At 55.9% G+C, this 15,070-nt stretch carries 17 protein-coding genes; 3 read left to right on the top strand and 14 right to left on the bottom strand.

Annotated features, from left to right (window positions below; translation table 11 throughout):
- Positions 1-51 precede the first annotated feature (51 nt).
- The 3 genes from ACYX34_RS12535 to ACYX34_RS12525 are packed head-to-tail and all read right to left on the bottom strand — an operon-like array spanning position 52 to position 3,805.
- Positions 52-1,101, bottom strand: a complete 1,050-nt coding sequence (locus ACYX34_RS12535) for a virulence RhuM family protein (protein WP_462076901.1) — start codon at positions 1,099-1,101, stop codon at positions 52-54.
- An 8-nt stretch (positions 1,102-1,109) separates the two neighbouring features.
- Positions 1,110-2,327, bottom strand: a complete 1,218-nt coding sequence (locus tag ACYX34_RS12530; protein WP_462076900.1) for a restriction endonuclease subunit S — start codon at positions 2,325-2,327, stop codon at positions 1,110-1,112.
- Positions 2,324-3,805 (bottom strand): class I SAM-dependent DNA methyltransferase, encoded by a 1,482-nt coding sequence (locus ACYX34_RS12525; RefSeq protein WP_462076899.1) that lies wholly within the window; start codon positions 3,803-3,805, stop codon positions 2,324-2,326. The genes ACYX34_RS12530 and ACYX34_RS12525 overlap by 4 nt, the downstream gene beginning before the upstream one ends.
- A 223-nt stretch (positions 3,806-4,028) precedes the next feature.
- Between ACYX34_RS12525 and ACYX34_RS12520 the strand changes: the two genes are divergently transcribed.
- Positions 4,029-4,241, top strand: coding sequence for a CopG family transcriptional regulator (locus ACYX34_RS12520; RefSeq protein ID WP_462076898.1), 213 nt, complete (start codon positions 4,029-4,031; stop codon positions 4,239-4,241).
- A 21-nt stretch (positions 4,242-4,262) separates the two neighbouring features.
- Here the strand turns inward: ACYX34_RS12520 and ACYX34_RS12515 are convergent, their stop codons facing one another.
- The 4 genes from ACYX34_RS12515 to ACYX34_RS12500 all read right to left on the bottom strand — a co-directional run bounded on the left by ACYX34_RS12515 (position 4,263) and on the right by ACYX34_RS12500 (position 7,528).
- Complete coding sequence (locus ACYX34_RS12515; protein WP_462076897.1) at positions 4,263-5,015, bottom strand: 6-carboxytetrahydropterin synthase; 753 nt, start codon at positions 5,013-5,015, stop codon at positions 4,263-4,265.
- 71 nt (positions 5,016-5,086) lie between these two features.
- Positions 5,087-5,668: a DUF3501 family protein gene (locus ACYX34_RS12510; protein WP_462076896.1), complete on the bottom strand. Its 582-nt coding sequence runs from the start codon at positions 5,666-5,668 to the stop codon at positions 5,087-5,089.
- 54 nt (positions 5,669-5,722) lie between these two features.
- The gene (locus tag ACYX34_RS12505) at positions 5,723-7,003 is read right to left on the bottom strand and encodes a heterodisulfide reductase-related iron-sulfur binding cluster (RefSeq protein ID WP_462076895.1); all 1,281 of its coding nucleotides are present in this window, start codon (positions 7,001-7,003) and stop codon (positions 5,723-5,725) included.
- 99 nt (positions 7,004-7,102) lie between these two features.
- Positions 7,103-7,528: a rubrerythrin family protein gene (locus tag ACYX34_RS12500; protein ID WP_462076894.1), complete on the bottom strand. Its 426-nt coding sequence runs from the start codon at positions 7,526-7,528 to the stop codon at positions 7,103-7,105.
- Between the two features lie 241 nt (positions 7,529-7,769).
- Here ACYX34_RS12500 and ACYX34_RS12495 point away from each other — a divergent pair, with 241 nt between their 5' ends.
- The gene (locus ACYX34_RS12495; RefSeq protein ID WP_462076893.1) at positions 7,770-8,261 is read left to right on the top strand and encodes a hypothetical protein; all 492 of its coding nucleotides are present in this window, start codon (positions 7,770-7,772) and stop codon (positions 8,259-8,261) included.
- Positions 8,262-8,311: 50 nt separating this feature from the next.
- On the top strand, positions 8,312-8,872 hold the full coding sequence (locus ACYX34_RS12490; protein ID WP_462076892.1) for a hypothetical protein: 561 nt from the start codon (positions 8,312-8,314) through the stop codon (positions 8,870-8,872).
- A gap of 2 nt (positions 8,873-8,874) precedes the next feature.
- On the opposite strand, the gene ACYX34_RS12485 is transcribed toward ACYX34_RS12490, so the two are convergent.
- From ACYX34_RS12485 to ACYX34_RS12455, 7 genes are all read right to left on the bottom strand, one after another.
- Positions 8,875-9,564, bottom strand: a complete 690-nt coding sequence (locus tag ACYX34_RS12485) for a MarR family winged helix-turn-helix transcriptional regulator (protein WP_462076891.1) — start codon at positions 9,562-9,564, stop codon at positions 8,875-8,877.
- A gap of 134 nt (positions 9,565-9,698) precedes the next feature.
- Positions 9,699-10,556, bottom strand: a complete 858-nt coding sequence (locus ACYX34_RS12480; protein WP_462076890.1) for a universal stress protein — start codon at positions 10,554-10,556, stop codon at positions 9,699-9,701.
- 40 nt (positions 10,557-10,596) lie between these two features.
- Entirely contained in the window at positions 10,597-11,844 is a 1,248-nt protein-coding gene (pfp, locus tag ACYX34_RS12475) for a diphosphate--fructose-6-phosphate 1-phosphotransferase (RefSeq protein WP_462076889.1), read from the bottom strand.
- Positions 11,845-12,029: 185 nt separating this feature from the next.
- A complete protein-coding gene (locus ACYX34_RS12470) occupies positions 12,030-13,409 on the bottom strand; it encodes a hypothetical protein (protein WP_462076888.1) in 1,380 nt (459 codons plus the stop codon).
- The gene (locus tag ACYX34_RS12465; RefSeq protein WP_462076887.1) at positions 13,393-13,653 is read right to left on the bottom strand and encodes a DUF2934 domain-containing protein; all 261 of its coding nucleotides are present in this window, start codon (positions 13,651-13,653) and stop codon (positions 13,393-13,395) included. Before ACYX34_RS12465 ends, ACYX34_RS12470 begins: the two co-directional genes overlap by 17 nt.
- Before the next feature lie 14 nt (positions 13,654-13,667).
- Entirely contained in the window at positions 13,668-14,639 is a 972-nt protein-coding gene (locus tag ACYX34_RS12460) for a universal stress protein (RefSeq protein ID WP_462076886.1), read from the bottom strand.
- On the bottom strand, positions 14,636-15,067 hold the full coding sequence (locus ACYX34_RS12455) for a cupredoxin domain-containing protein (RefSeq protein ID WP_462076885.1): 432 nt from the start codon (positions 15,065-15,067) through the stop codon (positions 14,636-14,638). Before ACYX34_RS12455 ends, ACYX34_RS12460 begins: the two co-directional genes overlap by 4 nt.
- Between the last annotated feature and the right edge of the window lie 3 nt (positions 15,068-15,070).

Here is a 15,070-nt window from a genome sequence, read left to right as displayed (position 1 = left end):
CGGCTGCTTTCAGCGCAGGGTCGATATGCTCGGCTCTGGTTTCGGCTTCGTTCATAGCTTCTTTTTTCTTGGCTTCGCCGGACGTGGCAACTTCTGAATCCGCTTAACCGTCTGATCAAAGTGCGCATCGACCGGGCGAGACTGCACATCGATGAGAGCTCGGTACCGGTCATATTCCAGCTCGGCTTTCGCCTTGGCAGCCTCGGCGGAAATCTTCCCTGCATGGTTCAGCAGCTCACGCCCAGACAACCTCAGAAACTCATCCAGCTTCGTAATCCAGTCACGCATCGTCATCGGCCGTCGATTGAGCGCTTGGAGTTCGGCAAATTCCAGATAGGCAGTCACAATCCGGTTCAGCGCGTGCAGCTCACCTTCCGTGAGATAGTTCTTGGCAATGGCGACATCGTCCCTCCGTACAATCCCACCTGGCCGCGTGGTAGTCAGCCCCATGAACGGTTTTGTCGCATCCACCCGCTGATGGATGACTTCCGCCGCCGTGCGACCATGTGTCGCCCAGTGCATTTTGTTCTGCACTGTCGCGAAGAACTGCTGAGACAGCTCCGTATCAGACTGGTAGTCCACGCTCGTGGCATAAATATCGAGCACCTTCTGGTAAAAACGCCGTTCCGACGAGCGAATATTCCGAATACGTTCCAGTAGCTCATCGAAGTAATCCGTCTGGCCCTTGCCCGGCGGATTCTTGAGCCGCTCGTCGTCCATCGCGAAACCCTTGACGAGATACTCGCTCAACCGCGCCGTCGCCCACTGACGGAACTGCGTGCCTCGATGGCTACGGACTCGATAGCCGACGGCAAGGATGGCGGGAAGGCTGTAGTGCAACACTTCCCGAGACACCTGACGGACGCCTTCTCTTCGAACTATTAAGTACGGCTTAATAGTTGCCGCTTCGGCCAGCTCACCCTCCGCATAAATGGCCTTCAGGTGCAGGTTAATGTTGGCCACGGTGGTCTGAAACAACTCTCCAATCTGTGCCTGGGAAAGCCAGATCGTCTCATCCTCAAATCGGCACTGAATGCGCGTACGGCCGTCTTCAGTTTGGTAGAGGAGTATGGAGGTTTGCGGGGGCGTCTCTTCAGGCATGGTGCTCTCTAAAGTTGTCCAGTGAAGGCTTGGTGCAGCAACGATTTCTTCAGCTCGCCCAGCGCGGCCAGCTTTCGTTGATAAATAGATTCGAGGCGTTGGGTTTCGGCGGCGAGGGCGTCGAGTTGGGCAGCCATCTTTTCTTGCCGTATGAGCGACATGCTCGGCACCACAAAGCTTCGAAGCGCTTTCAACGACACCGTTCTCTGTGCTGCACCTGTGGCAGCAGCGTCAGCCTGTGCAAACACCTGCGGCGATAGCATCAGGTATGATAGCCATCGGCTGTCGACGCGAGATTTGGGGCGAATCAATCCAATGTGCCGTTGGAAACAAAATTCTTGCCAGTCGTCAATCAGTACAGGAATTCCGAACGAGCCAGTGACCGTATAAAGCACATCACCTCGCTGAGGCCTCCGGTTTGGTTTCAATGAATCGAAATAGTCCCGTGACACTTTATAGGTATCGGAAAAGTCAATCTTCCTGGAAGACTTCACGATGTTGCCGATGGTGATGAATGGTATTCCAGTAGACGTCTTAGGCGGTGGCAGGTGATCTCCATCAGTGATGTCAGATGCCAGTTCGGTCAGTGGCACAACCTCAGAGTCTCTCCATGCCTCACTAAAGACGGCTTGCACATGGCTTTCAAAGAGGGCGCGGGCGTTGCGGAGATTCTGTTCGGCGTTGGCTGTGGCGCGGGCGAGGCCGTCAAACGCTTCGTCGAGGATGCCGACGATGCGGTGCTGTTCGGGGAGCGGAGGGATTGGTATTGGCGCAAGCTTGATGTCGCGCAGAATAATTCTCTTGATCGCGGCTCCAGTCATTTGGCCCGTGATGCTCTTCAGTCCATCAGGACTTTGAATATAGTAACTCAAGAATCCTGGACTGAGCGCGTCAGGCTTTGTTTTGATAAGACATACACTCGAAAGAAGGCTGAATGGCTCATCCAGCGTGTTGAGGGTAACGTTCCCGGTATTTGCACCATCTTTGGTGAGGAGCACATCTCCAATGCTTGGCTTGCATCGTGGATAGATCCGACTGTGAAAGTCTTCCTCTACATATGAGACGTTTCCCAAATCGAGGCAGTTGTTCCGAATGTTCTTGGACGTAATATAGAGAAAGCGCCCTTTGCCTGGGCTGTCGAATTGCCGCTGCGGTGATTCGTGCGCACCATCTTGAATTGTAGCGCACACGTCACCCAGCTTCTTGGTTTGCCACCCCTTCCTCATAGCAGCGCCTTGATATTCCCCAACACCTCCGCGCTCTCCTCATCCAGCGCGGCAATCTCATCCATGATCTCTTGCGGGCTGCGGTGCGTGACCACTTCGCCGCCATTCGGGTTCTTCACCGAGAGATCAAACCCTTCGACGTCGCTCAGGGACCGGGCATCCACGGTCCAGGATTTGGGCGAGTCGGCACAGGTCTTTTGGAGTTTGATGAATTCCTTCAGATCATCATCATTGAGCGGATTGGTCTTGCCGAGGCTACGGCCCGGATCGAGCTGGTAGTACCAAACCCTTCTTGTGGGCGCGCCCTTCTCGAAAAACAAGACGACGGTCTTCACGCCCGCACCCTGGAACGTGCCGCCGGGACAATCCAAGATCGTATGGAGGTTGCAGCTTTCCAGCAGCAGCTTGCGGAGACTCACCGAAGCATTGTCGGTGTTGGAGAGAAAGGTATTCTTGATGACCACGCCGCCGCGCCCGCCAGCCTTGAGACTCTTAATGAAATGCTGCAAGAAGAGAAAGGCCGTCTCACCGGTGCGGATGGGAAAGTTCTGCTGCACTTCTTTCCGCTCTTTCCCACCGAATGGCGGATTGGCCAACACCACGTCGTAACGGTCCTTCTCCTGAATGTCGGCGAGATTCTCCGTGAGTGTGTTGGTGTGGATGATGTTCGGCGCTTCGATGCCGTGCAGGATCATGTTCATGATCGCGATGACATAGGCGAGAGACTTCTTTTCCTTCCCGTAGAAGGTGCGGGTTTGAAGAATACCGAGATCGCGGGTCGTTAATTCGGTCCGTGAGCCTGTCGAACGGAGATAGTCATAGGCTTCGCACAAGAAGCCCGCCGACCCGCAGGCTCCGTCATAGATACGGTCGCCGATCTTCGGCTTCACGACCTGGACCATGGCGCGGATGAGCGGGCGCGGCGTGTAGTACTCACCGCCGTTGCGCCCGGCGTTGCCCATGTTCTTGATCTTGGCTTCGTAGAGGTGCGAGAGTTCGTGCTTCTCTTTCTGTGAGCGGAAGCGCAGTTCGTCGATGTGGTCGATGATCTCGCGCAGGTTATACCCGCTCTGGATCTTGTTCTTGATCTCGCCGAAGATTTCCCCGATCTTGTACTCGATGGTGTTCGGCCCGCTGGCCTTCTGCTTGAAGCTATGCAGGTAGGGAAAGAGCTTCAGATTGACGAACTCGGTGAGGTCGCTCCCCGTCAGAGCCTTGTTGTGGTCGATCACTCGTCCGGTCCCTGAGCTCTGCCGAAGGGTCGGCGAAGCCCAGCTTTCCCAGCGGTAGGGCTTGTCGAGGATGAAGCTGTAGCGCTTCCCCTCCAGCCTGGCTTCATCGGCCTTGTCCTGCTCCAGCGCGTCGAGATACTTCAGAAACAAGAGCCACGACGTCTGCTCGGTATAGTCCAGCTCGGTCGTACAACCGGCTTCTTTCCGAAGGACGTCGTCGATGTTTCTGAAGGCTTGTTCGAACATACGAGGTTCTCCAGGCAGCTGTAGGAAATTAGCGGGGAAGCTTACTCGTTTTTCTTCAAAGAAACTATGCCCCTATTGGAACGCAGTGCTGCCCTTTGACAGGCACAGGAGGCATGGGGTGCTCATCATAGGGTAGGCCCCGTGTCGGTAGACATGCCGGGAGCTCTTCTGACTTTTAACGTCATGATGCTATAACGTCTCAATGCCATAATGGAGGAGCGCTATGTCAGACACTCGAACAACAATTTATTTGAAGCCAAAAGTCTATCGAGCCCTTAAGGACAAAGCCGCCATCACAGACCGGTCCGTCTCGGAGCTGGTCAATGCCGCCGTGCTGGAATCTCTTCGAGAGGATATCTTGGATCTAGAGGCGTTGGATAGCCGAGTGAAAGAACAAACCCGGCCTTTCGTAAACGTATTAAAGGAGATTATGTGACTCAGGTGTCTAAGATCGCCCTCACCCGGCGTAGTCGTAAGCCAGGTCGCGGGAGGGAACCAATCGAATGTTAGTCAGAGTGCCTTGGGTGATGTGTGGAGCAAGTTCCTGCCAGATGCCTTGAGCCAAGTCTTCGCCGGTTACGGACTGGCGTTGCAGGGCCACCGACAGGTCCTTGTGATCGAATTTCGCAATTACCCTGTCCTTGACCAGCTGATCCAACGCCCCGATATCAGTGACCATACCGGTCATGGGATCAATCGTGCCTCGAACCGTCACAAAACAATCCCACTCGCGCCCTTCATGCCCTGGTTGAACAGCATTGAAGGAGTATCGCTTCGTAATCATCGCCCCGTTCGGGCGATCCCCAGCCGTTACCTCGGCATAGAGATCTTCATCCTCACAAAGGCGAAGGGTATGGAGTGCCCCGATATCTCGTTGAACCGCAAACTTGTCCCACAGCACATGTGCGAAATTTTCCGAGGTGGGAATACGATCTTTGAAATAGGCCATGTCGAGATTGAGATTCTTGTGGTCGAATTCCTCAATCACATCCAACATCACCCGCTTGAGATCGAACAAATTGACGACCATGCCGTTCGTGGGGTCAATTTTCCCTGAGACGGTCAGTTCAATCAGGTAGTTATGCCCGTGTGCGGGAGGATTGTAACAACGGCCGAAGGCCGCGCGGTTCCTCGCCTCATCCCATTCCGGTCGGATGTAGCGGTGAGCCGCGGCGAACTCGATCCGTTTGGTCAGTAATACAGGGGGCATCGTTCTCCACTACTGAGGACTGAGTGCTGAGTTGTGAAGCGGAAGGCCGACCTTGTCACACACTCAACATGTCATTTCAAGTCTGAAAGCCACTCTTCTCGCATGCTGCCTGATACCGGCACTTCTGCACGATAGGCACCGTGACTGACACGAATCGTGACCGGCTTGGTGAGATTCGCAAAAGCGGCCTGCATCGAGGCAGTGGGGCGAAATCGGACGAAGTGCACCGCGCTGATTTTCGTCTCGTGACTATGGCCGCCTTCGAACTCACCGAAGGCTTCTTCCCCATCGGCCACGATGGCCACTTTTTCTCCGTGATCCAGCCCCATAAACTCATCGAGCCGTTCTTTGACGTTCGCTTCGTCGGTAATTTCGATCAAGAGCGTCGCACTCAATTCACCGGGTGCCGGGAGGATGGCGTTGTACACGTCCAGCTCGTCCTGGACCTTCGCCGGATCGAAAATCCGTTCGACACGGACCATTTCCTGAACCTGGAATTGCAACGTACGCCGATTCTCGAACACCAAGGTCATCCACGGACCAATCGAAATACGTCGCCGCTGTTTCAAGGCAATGATGTTCGCACGAAAGGTTTCGCGCTGCCGTTCGTACTCTTCGTAGGGAATCAGGTCTGCTGATGTCAGTGCTTGCACAGATATACTCTCTCTTCCTCAACTATTCGCGAGAACCGTACGCTCGCCACTCGCTCACCCCTCGGAAGAAAGCCCGTAGGCATCCCGCACAATCTGGATCGGATGTCGCACGGCCTTGCCCGGCATCTTGGCGGTGGCCCCGGCCTGCTCCAATTGCAAACCCGCCAATGGACAGTCAGAGGCGACCAGATCCGCGCTCGTCTGTTCGATGGCCCGCACGGCCTTGCCCGCAATCTTCATCGAGAGGGGGAAAAATTCTACCTTGGCCGACCAGGACCCATCATGCCCTGAACACTGTTCGATGACCTCAACTTTTGCCCCAGCGCATTCCATCAGTTCTTTCGATTTAAACCCAATATTCTGGTCTCTGAGATGGCAGGGAATCTGATAGGCAACCTTCCCCGGCTTCTTCGTAAAGTCGGTCGCGAGTTCCCCCTCCTTCTTCATCTTCATGAGGTACTCGCAGATATCAAATGTCTTCTCAGCCACCTGCTTCGTCTGCTCATTGGGAAGGAGTTCCGGATATTCCCGTTTCAGCATTAAACTGCAGCTAGCCGTGGGCACCACTACATCGTACCCCTTGAGTACCCATGGGTACAATGAGGCGACATTGCTTCGAGCTGCCTGCTGGATGGCTTGGGTGTCACCGATGTCGAAGTTCGGCATTCCGCAACAGCGCTGCTCAGGAACCACCACCTGAACCCCGTTTTTTTCCAGCACTTGCACCGTGGCCTTGCCGACATCGGTAACCTGTGCATTCACTAAACAACTGGCAAACAAAGCCACTTTTCGGATGGGCGGATCGACCGACACAGTCTTGGCTCGACGCCCAAACCAGCGCGAAAACGTCTCAGACGAGAAGTGTAGAACCTGGCGATCTTGATGGATCCCGACGAGCTGCTGCAGCACACGGCGGGCCAACATGCTGCGTAATAACCTGTTCGTGATCGAGGCGGTCGCGCTGCCCAGCCTCCCGATGGCATCCGTCATGATGAGCAGACGATCCCGCCACCGAACCCCTCGTTCCACAGCAAGGCGCTTCTTCCAGGCAACCATCAAATGGGGGAAGTCGATGACATAGTGATGGGGAGGCGTATAGGGGCAATGGTTGAAGCAGAGCTTGCAGTAGTAGCATTCGTCGACCACGCGGTGATGATCGGACGGAGTCAGTTTCGTGATATCCCCCTCATACACATCGATGCGGTCCAACAACGTGTTGAAAGACGGACAGAGATTAAAACAGCGTCGGCAGCCGTCACAGACCTCATAGATCCGCAACGTCTCTTTCTCTAGCTGCTTGGCGTCGATGGGTGCAATCAGGCTGATGCCCTTCATGATCTGTCTCTCGGAAAGCAATCAGCGGTCAGTCTTCGCCGACGGGCTGCCGCCACATCGCCGAAAACTGACCGCTGAACGTGAGCTGATACTCAGCTGTTAGCTTTTCAAGCCATCCAGCCCCTTTTGGAAACGATTGGCATGGGACCGCTCGGCTTTTGCGAGCGTCTCAAACCATTCAGCTAACTCAGGAAACCCCTCATCCCGAGCCGTCTTCGCCATCCCAGGATACATTTGCGTATATTCGTAGGTTTCGCCCTCGATGGCAGACTTGAGATTCGCATCCGTATTGCCGATCGGCACACCGGTAGCCGGGTCTCCGACCTCTTTCAAGAAGTCCATATGGCCGAAGGCATGGCCGGTTTCCGCCTCTGAGGTGTCCCGGAAGAGCCCGCCGATGTCCGGATACCCCTCGATATCCGCCCGCCGAGCGAAATAGAGATACCGTCGGTTGGCTTGTGATTCTCCGGCAAACGCATGTTTCAGATTGTCGTGACTCTTGGTCCCTTTTAAGCTTTTTCCCATATCATCCTCCTCGTTGTTCGAAGGCCCACCCTTCCCCCGCGAAGATCATCGTCGCTCGGAAACTGCCGCGTAAGATAGCGCAGCCATCATCAGAGGTTCAAGAGGCTTTCCATCATTCGGCTGGCCGGCGTCGCCGGCAACGACCGGACCTACTCGCCGATTGGGTGAGTATTTGCGCGGCTGGGTGGTATAATGAGTCATTGTTGTCGTGAGCTACAGAAATCTTCTTTTGAGGCTCTTCGTGAAGATCGTTCTTCCTCATCGTCTCTACCACATTGTCGGTATGATTTCGCTGTTCATTATCCTCCTCTCTGGTTGTGCTCAAGACTCCTATCAGCGGAGGGCAGATGTGATGAAAGACCACGTCGAAGCCTTCTACAGCCACTTGAAGGCCAATCGGGTGGGATCAGCGGTTCACGAAAACGAACAGATCGAACTCATGGCCGACCAGATGGCGGACACCGTCAAGAAACGTGGTCACATGGGAGAAGTCGGACAAGTCGAACGCGAGTTCGCACTGATGAAAACGGCTCGAGAAACAGCCGCGCAAAACTGGATCGCGTTGGGACAATACTTCACGCTCAAGCAACAACCGGATAGAGCCCGCGCTTCCTATCAGCGCGTGATCGATACCTACACCAATCCGACCGAACGTGCCTACCGAGAGCAGGCGGCTCGAGCATTGAAAGATCTGGATATCGCCTCAGCGCCTTCGGCCGATCCAACGCACTGATCACGTCGCAGACTTCGTACGGAGAGCTCTTCTTGCCTGCTCCCTCAACCATGCGACAAGCAACGCCATGGAGCATATTCCTGCTGACTCTCTGCCTGGTCTCAGCAGGATGTGTCCATCGCATCCATGTGACGCCGCTCCCGACCAGCGTGCCGTCCAACACGATTCCGCGAAGCCTCCGGATCACGCTGAGCCCTATTGCCCTGGAAGGTCCAGATCATCGACCAGGTATCACGTTCCTCACCTGGTCTCATCGAGATCTGACCCAGGGAATCCTTGACTACCTGCGGCAACGAGGCACTTTCGCGTCGGTCTCGCCCGAATCAGGCGACCTTTCGCTTCATATGGCTACCAAGTTGGTGCTGAGTTCTCGGCGAGGCCACTATCACTACCGAGTCATGCTGCAGGCGGACATGCGCGAAGAAGCGTCACAGGTGATCAAGTCCTATTTCTCGGAGCAAACCGCAGCGGGGTCATCAGTCCGGTGGGTCACAGCCTCTGATCGTCACCCGATTGAGACTGCGTTACAGTCGGCTCTGGAAGACATAATGCGAAAGATTGAAGCCGATTGGCCACTGTATCTCAACCGCACCACGCAGTCGCCACCCTAAAGTCATACCACCTGCGCCGATTGGGCCGGCTGTTCAACTGGGCCGGAATTGGAATCCTGGTTCTGCTCAAGGCTGCCGTCCTTGGAGGCTTCAACGTACTCATGGCAATCGAGACGGAACCCCTGATCTCCAAATGCGATGTTGTAAAAGTTGCAATGATGCGGCAGATCCGAATCTTTATAGATGTGCGGCTGAAAATGTTCGCAGGATACGCACATACGCGCAACCGGAATCTCGCCTTGCAATTGAAGGGCGCGAATCAGTTTCACGAGCGTCCCGAGAAGTGATACCTGCTCCTGGGGGGAGAGATTCTCAGTAGCCGATGCCAGAATTTCCGGCCATCGGTTTTCAACATGGCCCGCTTTGACCCCCAGAGCCGTTAAGTGTACCGTCACCACGCGATTATCGACTTCCCGGCGGCGCCGCCGAACAAACCGCTTCTGTTCCAGTGTTCTGATGACCTCGGACGCGGTGGGTAGCTTGACCGAGAGTTCCCGAGCAATGGTCGAGACGGTAGCTGAATGGTTCGGTCGAGACCGCAGAAACGTCAGCACCTGAATTTGCAAGGGACCAATACCCTGTCGCCCCTTCCGTCTCCAGGTTCGGCTCTTCATCGCCAGACCGATTTTTGAAAGCCCCGTCACCAAACGATCAGGGAGCGAGTCCTGGTCGATCGTTATTACTGCTGTCATGAAACCCTCCTCTCCCTACTAGTTCGGCAATCGGCACTATTCGTTCGGTAATTAGCCGGAGGGTAGTCTATTGTCCTGTCTTCCTCCCCGTCAAGCCTGTTTCGCGCCCCAGGGACCATCCCCTACTTTTGTATTTAGCGGACGACGAGCACGCCACAATGAGCATGTTGAACCACACGAGTGGACACGCTGCCGAGCAGGACACGGCCGATCGCGCCCAACCCCTTCGCGCCGGTCACGATCAGGTCTGCCTTGTTTTTCTTGGCCACCGTCAGAATCTCATCCGCCGGCTTCCCGAGCCTCACGGCTTCGCGTATCTGGAAGCCCGATTTCGCGAGCTTATCTCCAGAGCGCTGCACCAGCCCCTTCCCGACCTCCTTGACCTCCGGATATTTTAAAAAGGGCATGGCGTGCACGATGGTGACCAAAACCGGCTCGCGGTCAGGGCCATCGGGTGTCGGATTGATCGTACGCATCACAAACTTGACCGCTTTATCTGAAGCAGCCGACCCATCGATTGCCAAGATCAGATGCCGGATAGGTCTCGGAGGTTCTTTCACCACCAGGACAGAACAAGGAGCATGGTGGATGGCATGGTTCGAGATGCTGCCCAGCATAAAGCGATCCAGGGCATCTAAGCCTCTTGATCCGATCGACAAGAGCCCGACTCCACGCTGTGCATGCTTCATAATCGTCGCCGCAACCGCGCCGTGCTCAGTCGTCACCGTCCCACTCAATCCGAGCGTCGACAACAGGCCTTCCGAATCCTTTTTCGCCACTTTCGCCGCAGCCTCCATCCGCTTCACTTCGGACTGAATATACCGTTCTGTCCCGACGATCACCGGTTGGATCATGAAGGGAGCCCGAAGACCCGCTACATCGACGACATGCAGGACACGAACGACCGGCTGCACCGCGAACGGGATCTCCGCCAACCATTCCAATGCCCACCGGCCATACTTTGATCCATCCGTTGCCGCCAGAATTTTCATCGTGGAGATCCTTTTCTTCAATCGAAACGCACCCTGTTGCTTACAAGACTGTCTTGAACCGATCCCGAAACGTGTCGGGAGGCAGATTCGCCACCGCGGCATACCGGCCCACAGTATCGTGACGCTCCAGGTCTTCCTCGTTGAGTCGGATCATGTATTGCCGGGCAATGTGGTAGGACTGGGACTCAATCTCTACCATCCTGACCCTGGTCCGTCCGGTGGCAGGATCCACCATCTGCTTGAATGGAATCGGGATGAACCGCCCGTTCTGAATCGACACCATGGCCGCTGTCCCACCGTCGAGCAGGTACTGAGCCGCGCAATACCCCAAGTCTCGGGTATATTCAATATCGTAGGGAATCGGATCGGCACAGCGAAGCTCATACCCCACATTCTTCGGCACCACCGTGATCGACAATCCGAGCGCGCGAAGGTGCTTCGTCAGTTCCCTCCGTAAGACGTCGCCGATATCGACCTCGGTCATCCGTAAATGACCGTGCTCGTCACGTTCCACATGTTCCAGACCACCGAGCTCATCCGGATCAAGAATTTCGATCAGTCCTTCTGCTACCACCGCAACACCGTCAGTCCGACCCTGTTCAAAGCGCTTGATCATGGCCCCGATCAACAGATCGACCACTCGCTTCAGTTTCACCGGCCGTTCACGAAACTCCTCCGGAATGATCGTCAGTGTGGCACCCGCGGCCTTTCCAATCCCCAATGCCAGATGACCGGCCTTGCGCCCCATGGTCACCACCACATACCAGCGAGTGGTCGTACGGGCGTCCACCATGAGATTCTTGACGATCTCGACCCCGACGTGGCGAGCCGTTTGAAACCCAAACGTCGGGACACCATGGGGGAGATCCAAATCATTGTCGATTGTCTTCGGAACATGGACGACTTGAAGTCGCCCACCGGCTCGCTCCTCCAGCTTCATAGCGGAAAACGCGGTGTCGTCTCCGCCGATCGTGACCAGCCTCGTGACGCCGAGTCGAGCCAGAGAAGACAACACATTGCCAAGGTGCTCCGAGCTCTTTGTCGGATTTGCGCGAGACGTACCCAGATACGACCCACCTCGAAAATGAATCCGACTGACATCCTCGATCGAGAGTGGTCGTACCTGTCCCGTACCACCTTCCATGAGCCATTTGAACCCATCGATGATCCCCAGCACGTCCGTTCCCTCAAGAATGCTGCGGATCGTAGCTGCGCCGATCACACTATTGATTCCGGGGGCAGGCCCGCCTCCGACCAGAATCCCGACTGTTGGGTGGTGCATCGTCATCTGTTCCTCCCGGCCCATGTTTCCATGATCACACTGATCGCTTCAAGATGTCCGGCATAGTTGTATATTCCATCCTCTCGAGATGGCAAGCACTAAGCCGTCTCTCCCCACGGAACCATTCCTGTGAATGAGCGACTGGATACAACGGGATGGGACGAACGAGCCTCGCGACGTAACAAGAAAGGTCAATCAGGCCTTTCCTCCAACCCAACGTGGGTGCGCAGGCGGTTGTAATTGAAGACCGTCATACCGAGACGCCGGCGACCCGGATCATGACGCTCCATGTCATCGATCAACTCTCCTACCTTCTCCCTCATTGCTGAAGTCAGGGCAGCATGCCGAGGCGTCTGTCCACCCAGCGCGACATGAGGCTGATCCGGCCATTCAAGGTAGGTTGTTTCAAGGAACTGATTGAGTACCGTCCTCTCTTCTTCATGGGTCACGACCAGCCTCGGTCGGGTATCCGCTGTGAGCTCGGCCACCGAGAGTTGCCGGGCTGGCGGCACCACGGTTTCACCTCGGAAATGTAATGAGAACCCCAGCGCAGCCGCGAGCCGATGTTTGAGAAGGTCCAGCCGCTGTGGACTGTCGCATTCCACGAGAAGTTGATACGCCGTGAGTGTCAGCGTGGCCACGAGCACGCCACCTTCCCGCTGAACCCATTGCTGAAGGGAAGGGAGCCTCACCGTCGCACCGTGCCTATCGGCGGGATCAGACTTCTCCGGAGACAAGTCGGTCATCCCGGACAGCGCATCAGTGAACATTCGCTGTTCGTGGTGATCATAGAGTGCGATCGCATACAGATAGGATTGATCATCAGCCGTGCGATATTCGACATGAACAGCCGCATCAATCAGCGCCGCAAGGCGTTGCTCCGCAAATGCCCAGAGGACCATGTAACCGAATCGCTTGGTGAATTCTCTCCATTCCCCCAGCGCAAAGGATCCGGTGCTCATCTCCATTTCGCGTCGCCAGTCGGACGTCAGGTCGAGCAACGTCTTGGCATCAGCTTGTGACAGCGTGATCCCACAGCCCCCCCATACGGCTCGATCGGACTCCGGAGGAGCATTCGGATCATGGATGACTCTGGTGAGCAACGGACGATCCACGGTGAGATCCTTCACGAATTCACCGCCCGGCAGAACCACCCTTGTGCCATCAGCAAGCGATTGCCACACGAGGTCTTGGCCGGCTTGTGGTACCGAGATCAGCGTCAGGACGTCGACAGAGGAATGTTTCAAAGGATCGAGCCACTGCCGCTCCTCTTCGGGGATGTGTTCGGTGATCACGTCTCGCAGCTGTTCGATGAGGGTCAGCTGTCCGTCTTCGGGATAGTAGTCGCAGAACAGGTAGAGACTCGCCAGCTCCATTTCCTGCTCCAGCGGTGCGACAAGCCGTCCGGTATCTCCCTCAACATATGGCTTCAGGGCGCGCGCCAGTGCTCTCTCTCGCTGCACCCGAAACTCCGCTTTGAGAGATAAGTGATTCAACCGCGCGAGAAGCGCGTCCAGTGTTTGCGGGCGCGGCACCCAAAATCCCATTCCCCTGTCACTCACGCGATTCATGAATTTCTTCCATGACAATTTCTTCTGCATCGAGCCAGTCTCGGAGGGCATTCCCGTCCTGATGACCTCGCTGTTCCCAAAGCTCGTACGCCTTCCTCGAGATTCGTTCCCACATGCCCTCCGGTAATTCGATAGGGTTTTCCATCCGTCTCGGGACAGACGCGGGTCGGCCCTTTCCTTTGCTGCTCGTGGTTTTGAGCTTGGGTTTGGATTTGGATTTGGTTGTTGTCTTGCGCGTTGGCATAACTCGCTCCTCGGCTACGCATTGTTTGGCATGGATGACCTTACAAGGACAGAGCGATGGTCCTGGTGAAACTTCGGGTTCCGGACCGTCAAGACTGGACACAAGGACTTTCGAAGCACAGACTCCGTGACGCTACCGAACAACGCGTGAGACAAACCCCGTCGACCATGAGTCCCCATCACAATCAAACCCACATCGGGGGTCACGGCTGCGTTGAGGATCGAATCAGCCGGCAGCCCGCCGGAGACGACGAAATCAGACACCAGCCCAGCCGAAGTCAGGGCTGCCGTGAGATCAGACAACTTCTTCGTGATCGCCGTCCGATCGTGGTCTCGCTTCGCCACATGAGGCAAAGTGAAATCCAGCCCATACGAAACCGGCTCCAGGACATGGAGAATTCTGACGGAGGCTTTCGATCGCTGAGCAATCACTGCCCCATACTCCAACGCATCGAGCGAATAGTCTGAAAAATCTATCGGCACCAGAATCCGTTCAATAACGGGGGGATTGTGCCGCAGCCCGCCCGTTTTCTCTTCGTCGTGCAGCCGGGCGCGCACGGCCAGGACCGGGCAGGGTGCCGCCCGGATAATTCGCTCCGCCGTACTTCCCAGGAGTATATGTGCCAATCCGGTTTTGCCTCTCGTGCCCACAACAATCAGATCCGGCGCTTCACCCGTTACGGCTGCAAGAACCTCCTCGCTTGGGATACCTGTGGCAATCTTGGTCTCCGCCGAAACCCCTCGACCGGCTGCCCGTGTTTTCAATTCAACCAGCTCTTGCGTCGCCTGCTTCATCAACTCGGCCAAATACAGCTGATTGACAGGATTCTCAGGGTTAAGCCCTGATGGGAACTCCAACACATGCATCACGGTCAGTGAGGCACCCCACGATCGGGCGAGCCCACAGGCATAGGCCTCAGCAGCCGCCGACCCCTGTGATCCGTCGGTCGCAAAGAGAATGTTCGGTCTTCCCGTGGTCACACTCACACAGCCTCCGCACTCAACAAGAGCAATTCCCCGCTCATCGTCGGGTGGATCGCACATCGAAAAACGTGCCGGCCAGGTCGCGTCATATCGAATCGAATCGTGGCACTCTGTTTCGGATCGAGATACATCCCGCCCAGGCCGCGGCCGTACACAATCACCCCGTCCTTCTCGATTTGTGTGGGGATCCCCTCAAACATGGTCGAGCTGAAATCGTGTCGCTCCGCATCTTCATTCCGGACAATGATGACGGTGGGGAGCCCCAGGCGCAAGGGACTCTGCTTCGTGACAAACCGGAAATCCTTGATGGTCACGTCCACCACCTGTTCGGACTGTGCCAGAAGGGCCGCACCGTACATCCAGGCCATGCACGCGACTGTGAGAACCAATCCTACCCTCCGCCACTGCACCGGACTTTTTCCAAGGGTCATAAT

The organism is Nitrospira sp. CMX1 (assembly GCF_054902215.1).
The sequence above is the reverse complement of the archived record's forward strand: the minus strand, read 5'-3'. Positions and strand labels throughout refer to the sequence as shown.

Excerpts from the sequence above, each read along its gene's own strand:
- ACYX34_RS12535 (WP_462076901.1), bottom strand. The coding sequence starts at position 1,101 with ATGCCTGAAGAGACGCCCCCGCAAACCTCCATACTCCTCTACCAAACT.
- ACYX34_RS12530 (WP_462076900.1), bottom strand. The coding sequence starts at position 2,327 with ATGAGGAAGGGGTGGCAAACCAAGAAGCTGGGTGACGTGTGCGCTACA.
- ACYX34_RS12525 (WP_462076899.1), bottom strand. The coding sequence starts at position 3,805 with ATGTTCGAACAAGCCTTCAGAAACATCGACGACGTCCTTCGGAAAGAA.
- ACYX34_RS12520 (WP_462076898.1), top strand. The coding sequence starts at position 4,029 with ATGTCAGACACTCGAACAACAATTTATTTGAAGCCAAAAGTCTATCGA.
- ACYX34_RS12515 (WP_462076897.1), bottom strand. The coding sequence starts at position 5,015 with ATGCCCCCTGTATTACTGACCAAACGGATCGAGTTCGCCGCGGCTCAC.
- ACYX34_RS12505 (WP_462076895.1), bottom strand. The coding sequence starts at position 7,003 with ATGAAGGGCATCAGCCTGATTGCACCCATCGACGCCAAGCAGCTAGAG.
- ACYX34_RS12500 (WP_462076894.1), bottom strand. The coding sequence starts at position 7,528 with ATGGGAAAAAGCTTAAAAGGGACCAAGAGTCACGACAATCTGAAACAT.
- ACYX34_RS12490 (WP_462076892.1), top strand. The coding sequence starts at position 8,312 with ATGCGACAAGCAACGCCATGGAGCATATTCCTGCTGACTCTCTGCCTG.
- ACYX34_RS12485 (WP_462076891.1), bottom strand. The coding sequence starts at position 9,564 with ATGACAGCAGTAATAACGATCGACCAGGACTCGCTCCCTGATCGTTTG.
- ACYX34_RS12480 (WP_462076890.1), bottom strand. The coding sequence starts at position 10,556 with ATGAAAATTCTGGCGGCAACGGATGGATCAAAGTATGGCCGGTGGGCA.
- pfp (WP_462076889.1), bottom strand. The coding sequence starts at position 11,844 with ATGACGATGCACCACCCAACAGTCGGGATTCTGGTCGGAGGCGGGCCT.
- ACYX34_RS12470 (WP_462076888.1), bottom strand. The coding sequence starts at position 13,409 with ATGAATCGCGTGAGTGACAGGGGAATGGGATTTTGGGTGCCGCGCCCG.
- ACYX34_RS12465 (WP_462076887.1), bottom strand. The coding sequence starts at position 13,653 with ATGCCAACGCGCAAGACAACAACCAAATCCAAATCCAAACCCAAGCTC.
- ACYX34_RS12455 (WP_462076885.1), bottom strand. The coding sequence starts at position 15,067 with ATGACCCTTGGAAAAAGTCCGGTGCAGTGGCGGAGGGTAGGATTGGTT.